The sequence below is a fragment of the Planctomicrobium limosum genome (assembly GCF_051465645.1).
Classification (GTDB): Bacteria; Planctomycetota; Planctomycetia; order Planctomycetales; family Planctomycetaceae; genus Planctomicrobium.
On record NZ_CP195790.1, the window covers coordinates 1351194 to 1367337 of the forward strand.

General features: G+C 55.0%; 23 protein-coding genes. 19 read left to right on the forward strand and 4 right to left on the reverse strand.

Annotation, left to right across the window (positions count from 1 at the left end):
* Window positions 1-346 precede the first annotated feature (346 nt).
* From SH527x_RS05010 to SH527x_RS05025, 4 genes are read left to right on the forward strand one after another with little or no spacing between them, the layout of a single operon-like run.
* A complete protein-coding gene (locus SH527x_RS05010) occupies window positions 347-826 on the forward strand; it encodes a P27 family phage terminase small subunit (protein ID WP_437193550.1) in 480 nt (159 codons plus the stop codon).
* A complete protein-coding gene (locus SH527x_RS05015) occupies window positions 823-2577 on the forward strand; it encodes a terminase large subunit (RefSeq protein WP_437193551.1) in 1755 nt (584 codons plus the stop codon). The genes SH527x_RS05010 and SH527x_RS05015 overlap by 4 nt, the downstream gene beginning before the upstream one ends.
* A complete protein-coding gene (locus SH527x_RS05020; protein ID WP_437193552.1) occupies window positions 2577-4217 on the forward strand; it encodes a phage portal protein in 1641 nt (546 codons plus the stop codon). The genes SH527x_RS05015 and SH527x_RS05020 overlap by 1 nt, the downstream gene beginning before the upstream one ends.
* Complete coding sequence (locus tag SH527x_RS05025) at window positions 4217-4828, forward strand: HK97 family phage prohead protease (protein WP_437193553.1); 612 nt, start codon at window positions 4217-4219, stop codon at window positions 4826-4828. Before SH527x_RS05020 ends, SH527x_RS05025 begins: the two co-directional genes overlap by 1 nt.
* A 112-nt stretch (window positions 4829-4940) precedes the next feature.
* Here the strand turns inward: SH527x_RS05025 and SH527x_RS05030 are convergent, their stop codons facing one another.
* The 3 genes from SH527x_RS05030 to SH527x_RS05040 are packed head-to-tail and all read right to left on the reverse strand — an operon-like array spanning window position 4941 to window position 5826.
* Entirely contained in the window at window positions 4941-5159 is a 219-nt protein-coding gene (locus tag SH527x_RS05030) for a hypothetical protein (RefSeq protein WP_437193554.1), read from the reverse strand.
* Window positions 5160-5202: 43 nt separating this feature from the next.
* Window positions 5203-5562, reverse strand: a complete 360-nt coding sequence (locus SH527x_RS05035; RefSeq protein WP_437193555.1) for a helix-turn-helix domain-containing protein — start codon at window positions 5560-5562, stop codon at window positions 5203-5205.
* A 3-nt stretch (window positions 5563-5565) separates the two neighbouring features.
* On the reverse strand, window positions 5566-5826 hold the full coding sequence (locus SH527x_RS05040; RefSeq protein ID WP_437193556.1) for a hypothetical protein: 261 nt from the start codon (window positions 5824-5826) through the stop codon (window positions 5566-5568).
* 223 nt (window positions 5827-6049) lie between these two features.
* Here SH527x_RS05040 and SH527x_RS05045 point away from each other — a divergent pair, with 223 nt between their 5' ends.
* The 15 genes from SH527x_RS05045 to SH527x_RS05115 all read left to right on the forward strand — a co-directional run bounded on the left by SH527x_RS05045 (window position 6050) and on the right by SH527x_RS05115 (window position 15323).
* Window positions 6050-7477 (forward strand): phage major capsid protein, encoded by a 1428-nt coding sequence (locus tag SH527x_RS05045; protein WP_437193557.1) that lies wholly within the window; start codon window positions 6050-6052, stop codon window positions 7475-7477.
* Window positions 7478-7603: 126 nt separating this feature from the next.
* Window positions 7604-8023, forward strand: a complete 420-nt coding sequence (locus SH527x_RS05050) for a hypothetical protein (protein ID WP_437193558.1) — start codon at window positions 7604-7606, stop codon at window positions 8021-8023.
* A 40-nt stretch (window positions 8024-8063) separates the two neighbouring features.
* Complete coding sequence (locus SH527x_RS05055; protein WP_437193559.1) at window positions 8064-8660, forward strand: head-tail connector protein; 597 nt, start codon at window positions 8064-8066, stop codon at window positions 8658-8660.
* Window positions 8661-8669: 9 nt separating this feature from the next.
* Window positions 8670-8948 (forward strand): hypothetical protein, encoded by a 279-nt coding sequence (locus tag SH527x_RS05060; protein ID WP_437193560.1) that lies wholly within the window; start codon window positions 8670-8672, stop codon window positions 8946-8948.
* 3 nt (window positions 8949-8951) lie between these two features.
* On the forward strand, window positions 8952-9299 hold the full coding sequence (locus SH527x_RS05065; protein ID WP_437193561.1) for a phage head closure protein: 348 nt from the start codon (window positions 8952-8954) through the stop codon (window positions 9297-9299).
* Between the two features lie 15 nt (window positions 9300-9314).
* Window positions 9315-9737: a hypothetical protein gene (locus SH527x_RS05070; RefSeq protein ID WP_437193562.1), complete on the forward strand. Its 423-nt coding sequence runs from the start codon at window positions 9315-9317 to the stop codon at window positions 9735-9737.
* Window positions 9738-9746: 9 nt separating this feature from the next.
* Window positions 9747-10205 (forward strand): phage tail tube protein, encoded by a 459-nt coding sequence (locus tag SH527x_RS05075; protein ID WP_437193563.1) that lies wholly within the window; start codon window positions 9747-9749, stop codon window positions 10203-10205.
* 70 nt (window positions 10206-10275) lie between these two features.
* Entirely contained in the window at window positions 10276-10596 is a 321-nt protein-coding gene (locus SH527x_RS05080; protein ID WP_437193565.1) for a hypothetical protein, read from the forward strand.
* 82 nt (window positions 10597-10678) lie between these two features.
* Window positions 10679-11065 (forward strand): hypothetical protein, encoded by a 387-nt coding sequence (locus SH527x_RS05085; protein WP_437193566.1) that lies wholly within the window; start codon window positions 10679-10681, stop codon window positions 11063-11065.
* A 134-nt stretch (window positions 11066-11199) separates the two neighbouring features.
* The gene (locus tag SH527x_RS05090) at window positions 11200-11400 is read left to right on the forward strand and encodes a hypothetical protein (RefSeq protein WP_437193567.1); all 201 of its coding nucleotides are present in this window, start codon (window positions 11200-11202) and stop codon (window positions 11398-11400) included.
* Window positions 11401-11402: 2 nt separating this feature from the next.
* Window positions 11403-11942, forward strand: coding sequence for an HK97 gp10 family phage protein (locus SH527x_RS05095; RefSeq protein ID WP_437193568.1), 540 nt, complete (start codon window positions 11403-11405; stop codon window positions 11940-11942).
* A gap of 12 nt (window positions 11943-11954) precedes the next feature.
* Entirely contained in the window at window positions 11955-12329 is a 375-nt protein-coding gene (locus tag SH527x_RS05100; RefSeq protein ID WP_437193569.1) for a hypothetical protein, read from the forward strand.
* 6 nt (window positions 12330-12335) lie between these two features.
* On the forward strand, window positions 12336-12803 hold the full coding sequence (locus SH527x_RS05105) for a hypothetical protein (RefSeq protein ID WP_437193570.1): 468 nt from the start codon (window positions 12336-12338) through the stop codon (window positions 12801-12803).
* Window positions 12804-12829: 26 nt separating this feature from the next.
* The gene (locus tag SH527x_RS05110) at window positions 12830-14245 is read left to right on the forward strand and encodes a hypothetical protein (RefSeq protein WP_437193571.1); all 1416 of its coding nucleotides are present in this window, start codon (window positions 12830-12832) and stop codon (window positions 14243-14245) included.
* Between the two features lie 244 nt (window positions 14246-14489).
* On the forward strand, window positions 14490-15323 hold the full coding sequence (locus tag SH527x_RS05115) for a DNA adenine methylase (protein ID WP_437193572.1): 834 nt from the start codon (window positions 14490-14492) through the stop codon (window positions 15321-15323).
* Window positions 15324-15326: 3 nt separating this feature from the next.
* Here the strand turns inward: SH527x_RS05115 and SH527x_RS05120 are convergent, their stop codons facing one another.
* The gene (locus SH527x_RS05120) at window positions 15327-15839 is read right to left on the reverse strand and encodes a hypothetical protein (RefSeq protein WP_437193573.1); all 513 of its coding nucleotides are present in this window, start codon (window positions 15837-15839) and stop codon (window positions 15327-15329) included.
* Window positions 15840-16144: the final 305 nt, after the last annotated feature.

A 16144-nucleotide genomic window follows, 5' to 3' on the forward strand; every position in this document is an offset into this window, starting at 1 on the left:
GTGCCAGACTTTGTCCTGGTGAAGGCGGAAGCGACGCGGCTGGGAGTGTCAGCGGGCACACTTATCAGCGATCAAATCGAGCCCTACCTGCAGTCGTTGCGAGAGTCCGCGAACGTGATAAATCTCGCAGAAAACCCAGCAAATTCCGCGTGAATCCCGGGCTTTGGCATGCCATTTCGACTGGTCGATCAGCGACCAGTGGGAGGGGGGGGCCGCGAGGCTGCCCCCGCCCCTAAGAAACCGCACTGACTCCAGACTGCGCATCGTTTGGCAGAAAATGGAGGGGGGGTATTGGCGTCAGTTTCGGATCTTGGAGCCTCCTGGTCAGTCGATTTCGTGAGTCAAAATGGCAGGAACCAAAGGTCGCAGCGGACGGCGAAAGAAACCCGCCGAAATTAAAAAACGCGAACGGACCTTTCGGTCTGATCGTGATTCCGATGAGGTTTCGTTCCCGTCCGCTGACGGCCCTGAAATTCCTAAGAAACTCCATCCCGACGCCGTGAAAGAATGGAAACGGCTGGCTCCCATCTGTCGAAAGATGGGCCTTCTCACAGAAGGCGATTGGCTCGCCTGGCGACTCGGATTTGCAGCCTTCTCCACCTGGCTCTATGCCAGTGAACAAATCACTCACCCCGGATCCTGGACGTTCAAAACCGACAAAGGTTACGAAGGACCAGTCCCGGAAATCGCGATCGCCAAACAAGCCTACTCCGCAGTCCTCGTGTTCTGCCGTGAATTCGGACTCACTCCGTCCAGTCGATCCAGTCTCAATATTAAAGTGGACGGGATTGACGAAGCGGATCCAATGGAAGGTCTGCTGAATTGAGCCGGACACGGGCCAAGCCAGGTCAATCACCGAACGCCGTCGATGTGCAGCGCTACATCGACGGCGTTCTTACTGGTGACATTGTGGCCGGACGTCTCGTCATCGCTGCGGTCAAACGACATGTTGCTGATCTCGCCCAATCCCAGGACGGCTGGGATTACTATTTTGATCAACCCGCAGCTGATCACGTCATCACCTTCGTCGAATGTCTGAAGCATTCCACCGGAGAGTTCGCCGGACAATTATTCAAGCTGCTCTCCTGGCAGAAGTTTGTTCTCTCCGTCCTGTTTGGCTGGAAGAAACGTTCGGACAGCATGCGGCGATTTCGTGAAGCATTCATTTCGCTGGGCCGTGGCAACGGGAAAAGTCCCCTCGCTGCGGTGATCCTGCTCTATTTGCTGACAGCCGACCGGCCACCGGAACCGAGAGCGGAAATCAAGATTGCCGCCACGGAACGGGGAAAGAAAGCTGACAACGGCGGGGCGATGATCGTCTTCAATGAATGCGGCCGCTTCATCAATCAAAGCAAAGCCCTGTCAAAAGCCTGTCGGGTGCTGACAAACGCCATCATCTTCACGAAGACGGAAGGCACAATTACCCCGCTGGGAAAAGAGGCAAAGACGAAAGACGGTTTCAATCTGCATGCCTATGTCGCGGATGAATTGCACGAATGGCAGGCCGAACACCAGGGCGTGTGGGACAAACTCGAAACCGCGATGGGGAAACGCCGGCAGCCGCTGGCCGTCAGCGTGACCACGGCTGGAAGTGATCGGTCCGCACTCTGGCGAAAGAAGTACATCGAATGCTGCAAAGTCGTGAACCGAGTCTATGAGGATCCGGCTCTGTTCGTGTTCATCGCTCAGATCGATCTGGAGGAACCCGAAAATAACCTGCCGGGTGATGATCCCTTCGATCCCCAATGCTGGGCCAAAGCGAATCCCAACCTGGGCATCTCGGTCAAAGTCGATCATCTCCAGCGCATGGCAGAAAAGGCGAAGCATGATGCCGATGCCAAGAATAACTTCCTGCGATATCACCTGAACGTCATGGTTCGCAGTCGCCTCCGCATCGTGAACATGCAGGAATGGAAAGCCTGCGATGCCACCCCACTCCCGAAACTGGATCGCCTGGTCTGTCACGGGGGAATCGATCTGGGATGGCGCGACGATCTCGCTTCGTTCTACCTGATGTTTCCTCTTCCCGATCGCAAGTTCGCCACACTCGGGTGGAACTGGGTCTGTGAAGAAACACCGCATCGGGATCTGTCGCGGGATCCCTGGGCCAGCTGGATCGACTCAGGGAAGCTGCTCGTTACGCCTGGGGAAGTCTTCGATCCGGCCGCCATCATTGCCAAAGTCGCCTGGGTGAAAAAGCGGTTCCAGCTACTGACGGTCGCACTCGATCCCAACAACGCCCGATCAGTTGAAGTCGAACTGGTCAACAATCACGGGCTGCTGGTTTATTCCTTCGGACAGAACGCCAGGAAGTACAACGAACCGATCAAATCTCTGCTGGAATGCGTGAAGGAGCAACGATTGATCACAGGCGGGGATCCCCTTTTAGCCTGGGCGGCATCGAACATGACCGTCCGGAAGGATACCGCCGGGCTGATGATGCCCGACAAGCGCTATTCGGACGACAAGATTGATCCGATCGTGGCCACGTTGATGGCTTACTCGGAATGCCTCTATGCAGGCGGCGCACCACAAGCGACTTACAACGAACGTGGCTTGCGGAGACTGGGGAAATAATGCGGAAACCGTATCGTGAATGGCATCCGAAACCGTCGTCGCTCATTCGCAAGGAAGTGCGGCAGGATACTCCCATGCAGCAATGGATGCAGTCACGGCGGGCGAGTCGCCCTATCTCGAATTCCGTGGCCATCAACGACGCCACCGCCATCAAGATTTCGGCTGTCTTCGCTGCCGTCCGGATTCTGTCGGGTCTGGCGTCCACTCTTCCTGCTCATGTCTATGAAGCCAAGGGGGATGGAGTGAAGGATGCGGAAGTCAACCAGCATCCCCTGGCCAGTGTGCTCCGCAGCCAGCCGAATTCGTATCAGGTTCCAGCAGTCTTTGAAGAACAACGGCAATCCCATCTGAGCATGTGGGGAAACGCTTACAGCGAGCTGAGGTTCAATCAGGATGGGGAAGTCATTTCCACAATCAATCACCATCCTTACAACGTTCTCCCTGCCTGGGATGAAGCTCACGCGGCTTACGACGGTCTGCCACGGCTGAAATATCACGTCACCGACCAGAACGGGACACGGACACTGGACGCCTCCCGTATCTGCCATGTGCCGGGATTCGGGTTCAATGGTCTGGAAGGTCTCTCGACGATCAGTGTCGCGGGCGATTCGCTGGGCGTCGCGGCGTCCTCCGATCGCCTGGTCGCACAATTCGCTAATAATGCCGCAAAGCCATTTCTGGTGGTCACCGTCCCCTCGTTTCTCGATGACGGGCCGTTTAATCGGCTTTCGCATGAAATCCGAGAAGAGTATCGAGGCGATCAGACATATGGATCGCTCTTGCTGGAAGGGGGAGCGACGGCTAAGTCGATGATGCTCCCTTTCAAGGATGCGCAGTTACTCGAGTCGAGAAAGTTTCAGGGGGAGGAGATCGCTTGCCGCTGGTTTGGACTCCCGCCACATCTGGCCGGATATCTCGACAATGCCCATTTCGACAATATCGAAGAGCAGGATCGGGCGTTGCTGGTCTTCACGCTAGCCCCCATGCTGATCCGGAAGGAACAGGAGTGGAATCGCAAAGGTTTCCACGGTGACCAACGTGGCCGGTTCTATGTGAAATACAACGTCGATGCGTTGTTACGTGGGCAGATGAAGGAACGGTACGAAGCCCATCGCAACGCGATTCAGGCAGGGTGGAAAACCGTCAACGAAGTCCGGCAACTCGAAGATCTGGCACCGCTCCCAGGTGGTGATGAACTTCCCCGGCCTGCCAACATCTGGGGGAAGCCGGACGGTTCCTCAGTTGCAGAGCGGCCACCAGAAAAGCAGCAACGCCGGGAAGAGGATCCGCCGATTGAACGCAGAACCCATGATCCCCGGCTGGCTGCGCTGGCCTTGGATGTCATTCAAGGGCTACAGCATGCCGAATGCATTCAGGCAGAACGCTCCGCCAGTCGTCCTGATGCCGCACAGCGGATTCGGGACTGGTATGAAGGCCATGAACTGAAAGCCCTGGATAAACTGAAGGGGCTTCAGCCGGAAGCCCGGGCCGTGCTGTCTCACTACCGAGAACATCGGGACCAGCTGCTGAAGGCGGTCACCGATGCGGATCCTTCACGAGCGGTCGAGGCCTGCATCGCCGGTTGGAACTGCGACCCTGCCCGATTGGCCAACTCGCTCACTTCAACAGGACAAGCCTGATGACACTCGAACGCCGGTTTCTGTCGATTGAAACTCGCTCTGACGACGAGGACAAAAACTTCGCCGTCGGTTATGCCGCCGTCTTCTACAAGGAAGGAGACAAGTCGACCGAATTTGAACTGGTTCCGGGTCGTTACATCGAACGATTCGCCCCAGGGGCATTCGATGCCTCATTGAAGAACGATGATATTCTCTGCCTGTTCAACCATGACCAATCGCTGGTATTAGGCCGAAACAAATCCGGCACGCTGGCACTGTCCGTTGATTCGCGGGGTCTGTTCTACCGCTGCAATCTGCCAGACACCAGCTGTGGCCGCGATATGCGTGTCAGTCTCGACCGCCGGGACGTGTCCGGCAGCTCGATTGGCTTCGTGGCGGAAAAGGTCACCTGGACCGAGCAGGAAGATGGGCCAACCATCCGCCTGATCGAGCAGGCCAAACTCTATGACGTCTCTCCAGTCACGTATGCCGCCTATCGTGGCACAGAAGCCAGTTTGCGTTCTGCCGGTTTCGTGGAAGATGCCCTGAAAGAGATTGAACACCGGGAAGCGAAAACGAAACAGCGAAAGGATGGGCTCAGAAATCTGAAACTGACCGAACTCCGTTCATAAACGGTATTGATTCAGATTGAATCAGGCCATCAAAGTGCCGTAAGATCTCGTTCCCACGGTAGGAAAGTCGGACCGGTACGATCACCTACAAGGAAATGCGAGACGGTTGCTCTCACTGTTCGCGACGGTGACGGCTCGACGCTTTCCCGGCGGGCCATTCCACCCGTGGGAGTTTCAGACTCTCTTGAGCAGCAGCTTCCTCTTCCACACGGATTCTCTGCTGATAGGCTCTCTGCTCTGGAGTAAACTCCAGGACAATGCGACGTTTTCCTGCCTGTTCAGCATGCCGAATCTGTTCCCGCTGCTCCGGCGTCAATTCTAACCTGTCCATGAAAGTCACCATTTCATATTCGGGGCTGCGGTTCCTCCTCTAGTCAGGGGGCGCCGACTTTGTCGACCAGTCGCAGTTCCACCTGTTTCCCCAAGGCTCCCGCCACGCGGAAAATGGTATCGATCGTCGGATTCTCCCGCTGTCCGCTCTCCAGCTTGGCCACATTGGAGACATCCATACCGCTGGCGTCGGCCACTTGCTGCAACGTCATGTGCTGTCCCTCCCTGGCTTCCTTGATGGCCAGTGCCAGTGCAATTGCCGCCTGTTTTGCATGGAATCTGGCGATGACTTCGGGCGCCTCGGCCTGAGCGGCTGCCCGTTTCTTCTGCGCCGCTGACGCCTCGTCATCTGTCAGCGGACGGGTGCGAACCACCCGGTTCAGTTTCTCGAATTTACGTGCCATCGTTCATTCTCCCACATAGTAAGCGGTAACGGGATAAATCTGATCCTCGGAAATCACTTCATAAACCGCCCCGATCAGGCGGCCATTCAGATTGGGGCCAATCGCCACTTCCTGTCCGGGATAGGCCTCTTTCATCGTGAAATCCACGGCGTTCATCAAGGCGTTTTCGTAATCCGCAACTGTGATTCCATGCAGCAGAATGTGTTGCACGTTGCCACGTGGATCGTCTTCCATGTCCCAGAGGATTGAATAGTTGGTTGGCATGCCCGCTCCTAGTTGCTTTGGTTTTATATTACCATTCCAACCCAGCTAGGGTCAATGCGATTTGGTTATAAATAACCAAGTACATTCCGTCATGTGCGCACCGATCCCGCTGGGATTGAAATACGGGAGCGGCGTTCAGACGTGACGTTCCCTGCAGATCTGGCCCCCCGTGCAAACGGTCTGGAGGCCTTCGAAAGCTGGTTTCCGAACGGGATAACGCACAGTGGACCCATTTCTTGACGTTGCGGTTGAAATCAATTTCTCTTCCTTCGAGTTCCGCGACCTGCTGGCTGGTCGCAAGAAAATCGTCGAAGAACTCGACAAGATTGGACCCAGCGGCTCACCTGCTGCAGAACATGAGCAGCGGTTTGATGCCCTGCTCGATCGGGCCATCAAACTCGATCAGCACCTGGCTGTGGTGGAAAAGGGAGAACAACGCAGTTCAGCTTTGACTGCGTTGAAAAGCGGATCCCGCTCGACTCCAACCCCAACCGGCGCACCGGCTCCAATCCCGTTTCGCGGTGACGAACCGGAACACCGGGATCTGCTCGACAACGTCGATGGCGGCAAACATAAGTTCAGTCTGTTGCGGGCGGTTGACCTGGTCTCAAGAAATAAACCGCTCGATGGCTTTGAAGCGGAAGTCTCTCAGGAGATTGAGAAACGCTCCGGCAAACCGGCCACGGGCTTTTACATCCCCTGGAATCTGCCGGTTTATCACCAGCATGAACACCGGGATGCGTTTTCCACCACCGGTGGGGCCGGTTTGATCCCCAAAGTTCAGGGCCGTTCCCTCGTCGACGTGTTGCGGAACCAGATGCTGATGGCCCGGCTGGGGGCGACCGTGATGTCCGACATGGTCGGAACCTTCGATCTGCCAAAGAAAACGGCCACCGGCGGAGCATACTGGCTTGCGGAATCGGGCGAACCAACGGAATCGAATCCGACTATTGGTCAGATCAATTTCGCTCCGACGACTGTTGGCTGTTATTCAGATGTCACGCGACGGTTGATCAAACAATCCAGTTTCGATGCCGAAGCGGTTGTCCGGTCGGATCTGCTGGCGGTGCTGACTCTGGAACTCGATCGAGTCGGGTTCAATGGGTCTGGTAGCAGCAATCAGCCACAGGGGATCCTGCAGAATTCCAGTGTGGCGGCCATTGCCCTGGGAACAAACGGCGGGCCGATCAACTGGGCCAAGATCGTCGAACTTGAAAGCGCCATCGCGGCCCTGAATGCGGACATTGGCAACCTGGCCTATGTCACATCGGCCAAGGGACGCGGGGCTTGTAAGACGACTCGCAAAGATGCCGGTTCTGGTCTGTTCCTCTGGGGAGACGACAACCAGATGAACGGCCATCAGGCTCTGGCAACAAACCAGATCCCCAGCAACCTCACCAAAGGTTCTGGCACCGGTTTGACGTCGATGGTGTTCGGCAACTTTGCTGATGCGACCTATGCGATGTGGGGCGGAATCGACGTCAACGTCGATACCGCTTCGCTCAGTAAGTCGGGTGGCGTGCGCATCGTTTATCTGGCAGATGCCCAGTTCAAACTGCGCCGGACTGAATCGTTCGCCAAGATCGTCGATCTGGATCCGGCACAAATCTATGTGCCCGAGCCATTGGTCGTGGTCACCAGCGGAACATAGTGCCCTGTCTGACTGAGGCGATCCCGGCGGGGATGTTGGGCCAGTCCCCGTCGGGTTTTCTTGGCCCATCTCTCACTGTTTCAACGTTCAAATATCGCAAAATTGCAATATCCGTGAGGTCCACATATGGGATTGGTCACTGTCGTTCTGCTGATGGGAATGCTGGTCGGGACACACTGGTACAAAAAGGGGGACCAGATCGAACTGGAAGAAGACTACGCGAAGGAACTGGCAACCCTGAAACCGCCACGAGTGCAGATTCTGGGACCGGGAGTCACTCCAGCGCAGCCATCTGTTCCGGAGACTGCTGAGTCGCAAGTCGCTCTGCCTGCTGAGGTGATTGATCAGACAGAGACTGAAGTTCCGTCCGACGACTCACTGGAGTCCGCTGGATTCGCAGGCAAAACATTGACCCTGTTGCAAACGGCCGGAATCACCACGGTCACCGATCTGAAAGCCCGGATTGATTCCGGAGAGAAGATCGAGGGTGTCGGCGAGAAGACTTTGGCCAGCATTCTTGCTCAGCTCGATGCAGCCAAAGAATAAACGCACTTCTCATCTGTCCGCCCTCTGACACGGTCTGCACATGGCTTCCTTGATCACGCTCACACCGGCCCCATTGCCGTTATCGGCGTCTGAAATTCGGCAACAAAGCCGGATTGATGACACAGGGGAAGACGCGTTGATCGAGGAATACATTGCAGCCGCGTCACGGCTGGCAGAAGAGGCCAGCGGACGGCCTGTCGGGGAAACGGTCTACCAACTGCGGTTGAATCGATTTCCTGATCAAGGGGAACCGATCCTGTTGCCGCGACCACGAACGATCACGGTCGATTCCATCTCTTATCTCGATGCCTCTGGAGAGTCACAGTCGTTAACGGCACCATCGCGACAAGATGATCTCTTTAGTGAACCGGCCCGAATCTATCCGGCCGTCGGTTCCAGCTGGCCAATGACTCAATCCGGGGCATTCAACGCCGTCACCATCACGTTCACTGCAGGGAGCCAGATTGTGGATCCCTTGGTGTTGCAGGCGATTCGATTGGCGGTCGGGGACTGGTTTGAACATCGTGAGAACAGCGTCGAGAAAACCGTCAGCCGATTGCCTCTGGGATTCGATCGACTGCTGAATGGTGTGCGGTTTCGCTCCCGTGAACTTCAACGATTCTTGCACACTCACTGAGGTCGACTGATGGTCACACGTTTCACGATCTGGGGAATCGGTCACTTTCTGGCAGCGGTGCTCTGCCTGGGCAGAAAGCGGACAGAGCTCCCATCCGCCCAGGACAAGATTCCGTGTCGACATCCATTCCATGTCGTGAAAGTCAACCATCTGATGCCTGGCAGCCATTCGGAAGAGTGCCTGACCTGCGGAGCCACTCGCACCGTCGGGCATGTTTACGATGACTGGCGACCCAAAGGGTTTCCGCCTGCTCATCTTTGCTGGCCCACAACTCCAGTGAAGTCCTGAACCATGGCAGCAGGTCAATATCGCCATCGCATCCGGATCGAAGCCCCTCAGCGCACCACAAATGCGGACGGACAGCAGCTCACAACCTGGCCGACGGAGACCGATCCCCCTTATTTGCAGATCTGGGCGAACGTGCAGCTGGTGGGCGCGGAACAGGAAGAACATCACGCACAGCAGCAAACGCATGCCGTGGCCGTGATCAAGTGCCGCTGGACTCACAAGACGCGGACGATCACACCGGGAATGCGAGTCCGGTTTCGAGGGGCCATCTATGAAATTTCGTCGTCAGAAGATCTGGACTTTCGGGGGATTGAAATTGTGATCAGAGCCACATCCATTCGCTCTGTTTAACGCGGCTGAAGCATTATGGAATCACTGCAGTTTGCCTTTCGACATCTCCTGATCACCGATGAACAGGTCTCTGAGTCTGTGGGTGATCAAATCCGTCCCGACAAGCTGGCAGAAAACGATTCTCTTTTGTTGAAACCCGGCATTCTGCTGACCGTGCCGAAATTCGAAGACTTGCCGGATTTGTCCGGCAGATCTGGACCCGAATTCGAAGCCACTGTGGAAGTCGCCTGTTGTGCCCACACTCGCAGGGACGCACAGCGTGTGGAACAACTGGCTCGAACTGCATTGGAAGGATTCCGGGGGACGGCCGGGGGGCTGTTTTTTGAGGCAATGGTGTACCAGCACACCAAAGAAGAGTTCGAACCGCCGGACGATGATTCGGACTCCCATGACTGGTACATCAACGTTGCTCTGTTTTACGTTTTTGGCCGCAGATGAACGGGGGTGATGATGAATAAGTATCCGAGCATCGGGACGCTGTTGCAGGTCTCGATTGCGAGTGTGCTGACCACGGTGGCCGGGCTCACTTCGATCAACTTCCCGAATGGTGAAGTCCAGTTCTGGGATGCAACCGCTCTGGATTCGACGCATGTTGAGGATGGAGAGCTGGCGGGGCTGTCCGCGCCGGGAGAATGCTCCGGGGATGGCTTTTATGACCCTGCTGATACAGTGCAGCTCGCCATTCTGGGAGACATCCCGATTGGCGGCAAGTACCGGGATTGGGCGATTGTTCGCCCTGCTCCCGTCTCCACGGATCCACCGGTCGCCATTTGCTCCTTCAATGGGTCCATCAAGAGTTTCAATCCCAAAGCCGCTGTCAAAGACGGCCTGAAACTCGACTGGTCCGTCAAGCTGCGAACGATGGCCGAATACGGAGCAGAGGAAGAGGATCCAGAGGAAACATAAGACGTTCTGAGCAGGGACCAGATCGCCATCTGGTCCCTGCCTGTTTTGCTTTCATGGAGACACGATCACGATGGCCCCCACTGATATTTACCGTGTGCGGTTGCTCAACGATTGTCCTGGTATCAATCCCGCATTTGATCCGAAACAGCCGATCGGACCTGCCAACCGTCGATTTGTCACAGTCGCAGCCGGGACGGAACTCCGCGATCCCAACGCCTGGATGCTCTGTCGTCCGGATGCCTATTTCGGCGATATCAAGGCGGAACCCCTGGATGAGTTCACGCGAGCCAAGGTCAGGGCTGATCAGAAGCGATCAGCACGCATTCTGAAGGATCGGGAAGAACGATTGGAGGCAGAAGCAACTGCCAACCGCAAGCGGCGTTCTCGATAGTTTGGATCGGGTTCGTTGCGGACGTCGCCGCCAACGTCGGAATCACGTCATTTCTGTTTCATACCTTATCGGAGTTCCTGCCGTGGCCCTTGTGACACGAGATCAATTTCTATCCTTCGGTTCAAAGCGTCGTTTCAAGATTGTGCCGGTTCCCGGACTGGGGGACGTCCGGATTCGGTCCCTGAAGGAATCCGAACGATCGGCTTACGAAGCGGAACGCTTCACTGAGGGAGAGATCGATTCAGCACGGACGCTCGACAGCAAATCGCGTCTGATTGCCTTGTGCGTCTGCGATGCTGAAGGAGAGCCCTTCCTGACAGCAACTGATGTTGTGACGCTCAACGAGAAGGATGGCGCATTTACCGGGTTGATGTTTGACGAATGCTGGAAGCATTGCGGCTTCACGCGGAAAGACATTGAAACCATCGTGGGAAACTTGAGCGAAACGCCCACCGACGATTCGCCTTAACCCTGGCACGAACGTTTGGCCGATGGGATGTCGATCAGTTTCTGAGCGAGATCGAACCAGACCAGTTCGATGAATGGTGGGCGGCCTATCTGTTAGATCCCTGGGGAGAAGATCGGGAGGATTGGCGACTGGGCATGCTGGCCAATGCCGTCGAAATTCTCTCCTGCTTTCAGACTGGCCGGACACCTGAATGGGATCTGGAGAAGTTTCGCTACTTCGTTCCGGATCGCCCCAATTGTCATGATGCCGACTTTGACCCACTCGCCGATGGGGCTCAGTCTGCCGACGTTCAGGAAGCGATTTTGAGGGGCATTGCTGCTCGATATGCGAGGTGATCATGTCGGGCATGATGGGAATGGACGAGTTTGAACAGGCAATGACAGAACTCGCCACCGAGTTCCCGAAACAGGTTGGCCCGTCTGCTGTGGGGGCCGGTCTCGACGTCTTTGTGAAGAAGATGCGTCAGGCCGCTCCCCAAGGCAAGACGGGCCGCTTGCGTCGTTCCCCTGGGAAAACAGTCACCCGGCGATCAGGAGGTTCCGCCGGGAAAGCGGGATTCGATGTCGGACAGAAATCAGAAACGAAAGACGTGCGTGGTCCCCATGCTCACCTGTACTACCTGGGGACGGAGGAACGTTTCCGGACGGGATCCAAAGGGAATGCCGCGAAAGGGATTGGCGGACGTTATCGCTCCGTCGAAATGCGGATTCGCCGGGGGATCTACACTCCGGAAGTCGCCAAATTCAAACGTCGCACCGGTCGCGGATCACCACACACCGGCATGCAGGGCGTTCTCTCTGGTGCGGTGAATCAGGCCTTTGAAGCCATGGCGGAACGGGCCACCAAGAAGCTCACCCAGTTGATGTTCAAGTTCTGACAGGGGAAACACATGGCCACAATCGGCGATCTGGTGGTCCGCTTGCGGATGAGCAACGACACGTTTGCGAAGAACATTCAGGATTCCAAACATTCTGCCCGCCAGCTGGGTTACCCCTATTACGTTGTCAGTGGGGAAGTGCATCTGAAAGAGGATGATGAAGCATGGCGGTTGCACCTGCTGGATGAAGGGTTTCATTACCTCGACGGCGACAGCAAGAAACGAATCATGTTGGAAGATGACGACGGAGAGAAAACAGTTGAGCCGGCGGAGACGCAGTTGCTGGATGGTGTTGGGGGAGTTCTCGGCAAGGATGACGATCCCGTTTACAACGACTTCGACATGATTCGCGTGGCCAGCTGGTCAACGCTTCCCTTCTTTAGCTGATCTGCTATGGCTCGCTATCTCACCAACGCTGCGGAACGTCGTCTGTCGCGATCCCTGCGCAGCAACGAACGGCGTCCCGTTAATAAATTGCCCAGGCAAAGGAGGCCGTTCCGTTCCCTCCCCGGCGGTGGTGGTAGCTGCTCTGAAGTTGATTGCCTGAACGTCTTTGGAGTGGTGACAGGTGGAAGCGTCACGCTGACTTATGTGATCAATAGCGAGACCGACGATATTGAAATCGCATTCGATGACGATGCAGCAACGGTTCAGGCGGCGTATGAAGCACATCCGGGGATCGGTGCGGACAATGTCAAAGTTGTCGGTGGACCGTGGCCCGAGGTGGCATTGCATGTGATCTTCTCGTCTGACCTGGCTGGCAAAACGATCGAGTTTCCCACTGTTGACGACAACATCACCGGTGGCGGCTCGTTTCGCATGTGGAAAGCCTCGTCAGCAAACTGGAAGGGGTATGCTTAATGTGTCGCTGCTGCCCACGAATTTACATGCCTCCCGGAATCGCGACGCTGTTCAAGGTTAATCTAAGCGGCGGAGTTGTCTGGCACTCTCGAAAGACGGGATACCCCTTCAATCCGCTGGTTAAAACGCAGCCATCAACGGCACTGATCACAAGCCCAAACGGATGGGTGGCCGATTGTGGCGGATGGATTACCGACACTGAAACATCTGCTCAGTTTTCCGTTGTGGACGACCTGGGCGGATCGTTTGATTTGGTTTCAGACTCCGACCTGGCTTCGATGTATTCCGGTCGCCCCCTCGCTTATGAGCATTGGTTGCGGTCGGTGAATACGACGACTGGCGAAGAATGGATTTGGGGCATCCCACTGGGGAAAGACACTCGACCGGCGTGGAATGCGTTACCAGTGGCCCCGCACGACAATATCTACTGGTATCGGTTCGACCCGGCTTCAGGCGAGTGTGTACAGGCGCGGACAGTGAACGGGTCGGCTGGAGGGAATCCTTCCAGCGGGCCATATGTGCTTGATTCGTGGGTGGCTGTTTCAGGCTTCACGACTCGCCGGACTGCATGCCAGAATAGTTACGGCGGATTCGCACACCTGCTGAGGCGTGACAGATTGCCGACTGCTCCAACAGAGGGGCATATCAACCACAGAACCTCCCATATCTATTCGTACAGGCCCGGTATATCCGCACTTGGGGCCAAAGAGATTCGCTACCCGTACCCTAATGATGTGCCGATTGTGGCACACAATGATCATGAGATTGCATTCTGCAAGCTGGGATCGTCAAACGGGTCGGGGTTCGGAAATTACACTAGCGTGGAAATCATTGATACTGCGGTGACAGCTGGAACTGGCAGCTCCCTGCAGACTCGCGCGTCAAAGAATCTCGTGAATGTTGCATCGACTGACCATCTCGCCTATCGAGCCGACACTATCGATAGCAACGGTACGAACATCGCCACGCGAATCAGGCCGATCCAAACTGCATACCTGCTGGACAATGACCTTAACGTGCTGTTTTCCGTAACAGACTCCGACCCTGATCACTGGATCACAAACCATCTCATCGTCGCTGGAGAGTCGCAGCTCTATCAGTTCATTCTTGACGATTCGCAATGGTTTGCGACCTGCTATAACTCGTCTGGTCTGAAATGGAAAACGGCAATCTCTCCGTCAGGAGTCAGCAGCCTTCCCAGAGTCTACGAAGCACGGGAGCATGGAGGTGTGCTGTACCTGTCTGGCCGATTGCCTGATGTTTCCGACTCGACCAAAGACGTCAACCTTATGGCGATCGACGGAGACACTGGAAGCATTTTGTGGGCGAAGCAACTCGTCACGCCTCTCCCTGAAAGCATCGGCGGAGCGGAGTTCGAGATTGTTGATGATCACATCTTTCTGACGTGCTGCGGAACTGTCCAAGCAGGGATTGTGGTCTGACAAAGAGCCAGTGCCGCCTAGGGAGTTTCGAAAACGCAAATGATTCCAACCGGCTATTGAGATCATACACAGAATTCAGGACGGGAGATTAAGAAGCCCGCCAACGGCAGAAAGTGCCTGTTTCTACTGTAAGATGAACGTGGGATGAAACCACCGTTTTGCAGAGGTAGCACTTCCGATAGAACCTGATTTCACTTGCGCCACGGACTTGGCGTGATACGATGATGGCCATGGAGGGTCAGATATGATTGCGAAACAATCGCCAGCGAATCTTGCGGCGCCTATCAAGTGGCACGGCGGTAAAACTTATCTCGCCACTCGCATTCTGGGATACATCCCCGAACACGTTCATTATGTAGAGCCGTTTTTCGGTGGAGGAGCAGTTCTGCTGCGGAAGCCTGACTGTCTCATTGAAGGTCATTCAGAGGTTGTGAACGATCTTTACGGGGATCTAGTCACTTTCTGGAAAGTTCTGCAGTCAGCTGAACTTTTCCCTGAATTTCAACGCCGCGTTGAAATGACACCACTTTCTAAGCCGATCTGGGAGAGTTGCAAAACCAGCGTCTCTCAAGATCCTGTCGATTCCGCTTATGCGTTCTTTGTTCGCTATCGGCAGTCGCGACAGGGGCTCGGGAAGGATTTCGCAACGATGTCGCGTTCAAGAACCCGGCGCGGCATGAATGAACAGGTGTCGTCCTGGTTGTCAGCAGTCGACGGATTACCAGAAGCACATGCTCGATTAAGCCGAGTGGCAATTTATTGCGAACCGGCGGCAGACATTATTGCCAGGGAAGATGATGACCAGACCTTTTTCTACTGCGATCCTCCATACATGGTTGAGACCCGCTCTGCAAAATCTGCCTACACATTTGAAATGAGCGATGAGCAACATGTCGAGTTGCTTGAAACACTCGGAGAAATTAAAGGCAAATTTATACTGAGCGGGTACCCAAGTGAGACCTACAACAACGCGGCCAGTAAATACAATTGGAATCGCATTGATATCTCAATTGACAATAAAGCCAGTTCTCAGAAAGTGAAGCCAAAGAAGACAGAGTGCCTTTGGATGAACTTTTGAGATTCAAATCTTTCCTGCAGCTTTGCGAATGTTCAGGAGCGTCGAAAGAATTAGCTCATTTGTGTAATAGTCACATTTGCCTTTCCGACGAACGAAATCGCAAAGTGCAGTCGCTTCGTTCGGGTGGCAAAGTACTTCATCGATTGTCTGTTGTTTGTACATGTCAGCAAGACAGTCGGAGCAGAGTTCCCGGAAGAACTCAGCTGATATACTGCAGTTCAACTGATTCAACCGGGTTTGCAGCAGCCTTCGTCTTTCAGGCGCAAGTCCCTTTGGAAATTCTTTCCGACGCCGAATATTCATTAAGGCCTTCAGAATGACGTACTCTGGGATGAGTTGAGCCCCCTGCGTCTTCTGAATTACTTTTGCATATCCGACAGCATCTTTAGGCACGCAGATGAGCCTGTCGATATTCCTTCCGGGGAATGAGTCAATCAATGTTTCAATCAGTAAGTTATTGAACTGATCAGAGGTCCCCGGATAAGCAGCATCGTGAAGTTCCGTTTCGAGTATCATGGTATGGCCCGACTACTTCGGTGAGTTGATTGAAAAGTCCAACTATCGGAACAAAAGTTTGCCATGAATTCAACAGCTTAGCTGTATCCGTTGGCCAAGTGGCAGAACGTTGAAGTCAACGGTGTCATATATTTGGAATCTTTTCACCAATGGAATCCCAATGGCGTCGAAATTCTGAATGATCTCCGAGCACGGGGCTGGGCGGACGATCGACCAGATATCCCATTGATGCCTGCAATGTCGTGTGAGGTTGCTGGGCCTTGCCTCATAAGAGATCAACAGCAACTCTTTTGCTGGCCATCCAT

Excerpts from the sequence above, each read along its gene's own strand:
- SH527x_RS05010 (WP_437193550.1), top strand. The coding sequence starts at position 347 with ATGGCAGGAACCAAAGGTCGCAGCGGACGGCGAAAGAAACCCGCCGAA.
- SH527x_RS05020 (WP_437193552.1), top strand. The coding sequence starts at position 2,577 with ATGCGGAAACCGTATCGTGAATGGCATCCGAAACCGTCGTCGCTCATT.
- SH527x_RS05025 (WP_437193553.1), top strand. The coding sequence starts at position 4,217 with ATGACACTCGAACGCCGGTTTCTGTCGATTGAAACTCGCTCTGACGAC.
- SH527x_RS05030 (WP_437193554.1), bottom strand. The coding sequence starts at position 5,159 with ATGGACAGGTTAGAATTGACGCCGGAGCAGCGGGAACAGATTCGGCAT.
- SH527x_RS05035 (WP_437193555.1), bottom strand. The coding sequence starts at position 5,562 with ATGGCACGTAAATTCGAGAAACTGAACCGGGTGGTTCGCACCCGTCCG.
- SH527x_RS05040 (WP_437193556.1), bottom strand. The coding sequence starts at position 5,826 with ATGCCAACCAACTATTCAATCCTCTGGGACATGGAAGACGATCCACGT.
- SH527x_RS05050 (WP_437193558.1), top strand. The coding sequence starts at position 7,604 with ATGGGATTGGTCACTGTCGTTCTGCTGATGGGAATGCTGGTCGGGACA.
- SH527x_RS05055 (WP_437193559.1), top strand. The coding sequence starts at position 8,064 with ATGGCTTCCTTGATCACGCTCACACCGGCCCCATTGCCGTTATCGGCG.
- SH527x_RS05060 (WP_437193560.1), top strand. The coding sequence starts at position 8,670 with ATGGTCACACGTTTCACGATCTGGGGAATCGGTCACTTTCTGGCAGCG.
- SH527x_RS05065 (WP_437193561.1), top strand. The coding sequence starts at position 8,952 with ATGGCAGCAGGTCAATATCGCCATCGCATCCGGATCGAAGCCCCTCAG.
- SH527x_RS05070 (WP_437193562.1), top strand. The coding sequence starts at position 9,315 with ATGGAATCACTGCAGTTTGCCTTTCGACATCTCCTGATCACCGATGAA.
- SH527x_RS05075 (WP_437193563.1), top strand. The coding sequence starts at position 9,747 with ATGATGAATAAGTATCCGAGCATCGGGACGCTGTTGCAGGTCTCGATT.
- SH527x_RS05080 (WP_437193565.1), top strand. The coding sequence starts at position 10,276 with ATGGCCCCCACTGATATTTACCGTGTGCGGTTGCTCAACGATTGTCCT.
- SH527x_RS05090 (WP_437193567.1), top strand. The coding sequence starts at position 11,200 with ATGCTGGCCAATGCCGTCGAAATTCTCTCCTGCTTTCAGACTGGCCGG.
- SH527x_RS05095 (WP_437193568.1), top strand. The coding sequence starts at position 11,403 with ATGTCGGGCATGATGGGAATGGACGAGTTTGAACAGGCAATGACAGAA.
- SH527x_RS05100 (WP_437193569.1), top strand. The coding sequence starts at position 11,955 with ATGGCCACAATCGGCGATCTGGTGGTCCGCTTGCGGATGAGCAACGAC.
- SH527x_RS05105 (WP_437193570.1), top strand. The coding sequence starts at position 12,336 with ATGGCTCGCTATCTCACCAACGCTGCGGAACGTCGTCTGTCGCGATCC.
- SH527x_RS05110 (WP_437193571.1), top strand. The coding sequence starts at position 12,830 with ATGCCTCCCGGAATCGCGACGCTGTTCAAGGTTAATCTAAGCGGCGGA.
- SH527x_RS05115 (WP_437193572.1), top strand. The coding sequence starts at position 14,490 with ATGATTGCGAAACAATCGCCAGCGAATCTTGCGGCGCCTATCAAGTGG.
- SH527x_RS05120 (WP_437193573.1), bottom strand. The coding sequence starts at position 15,839 with ATGATACTCGAAACGGAACTTCACGATGCTGCTTATCCGGGGACCTCT.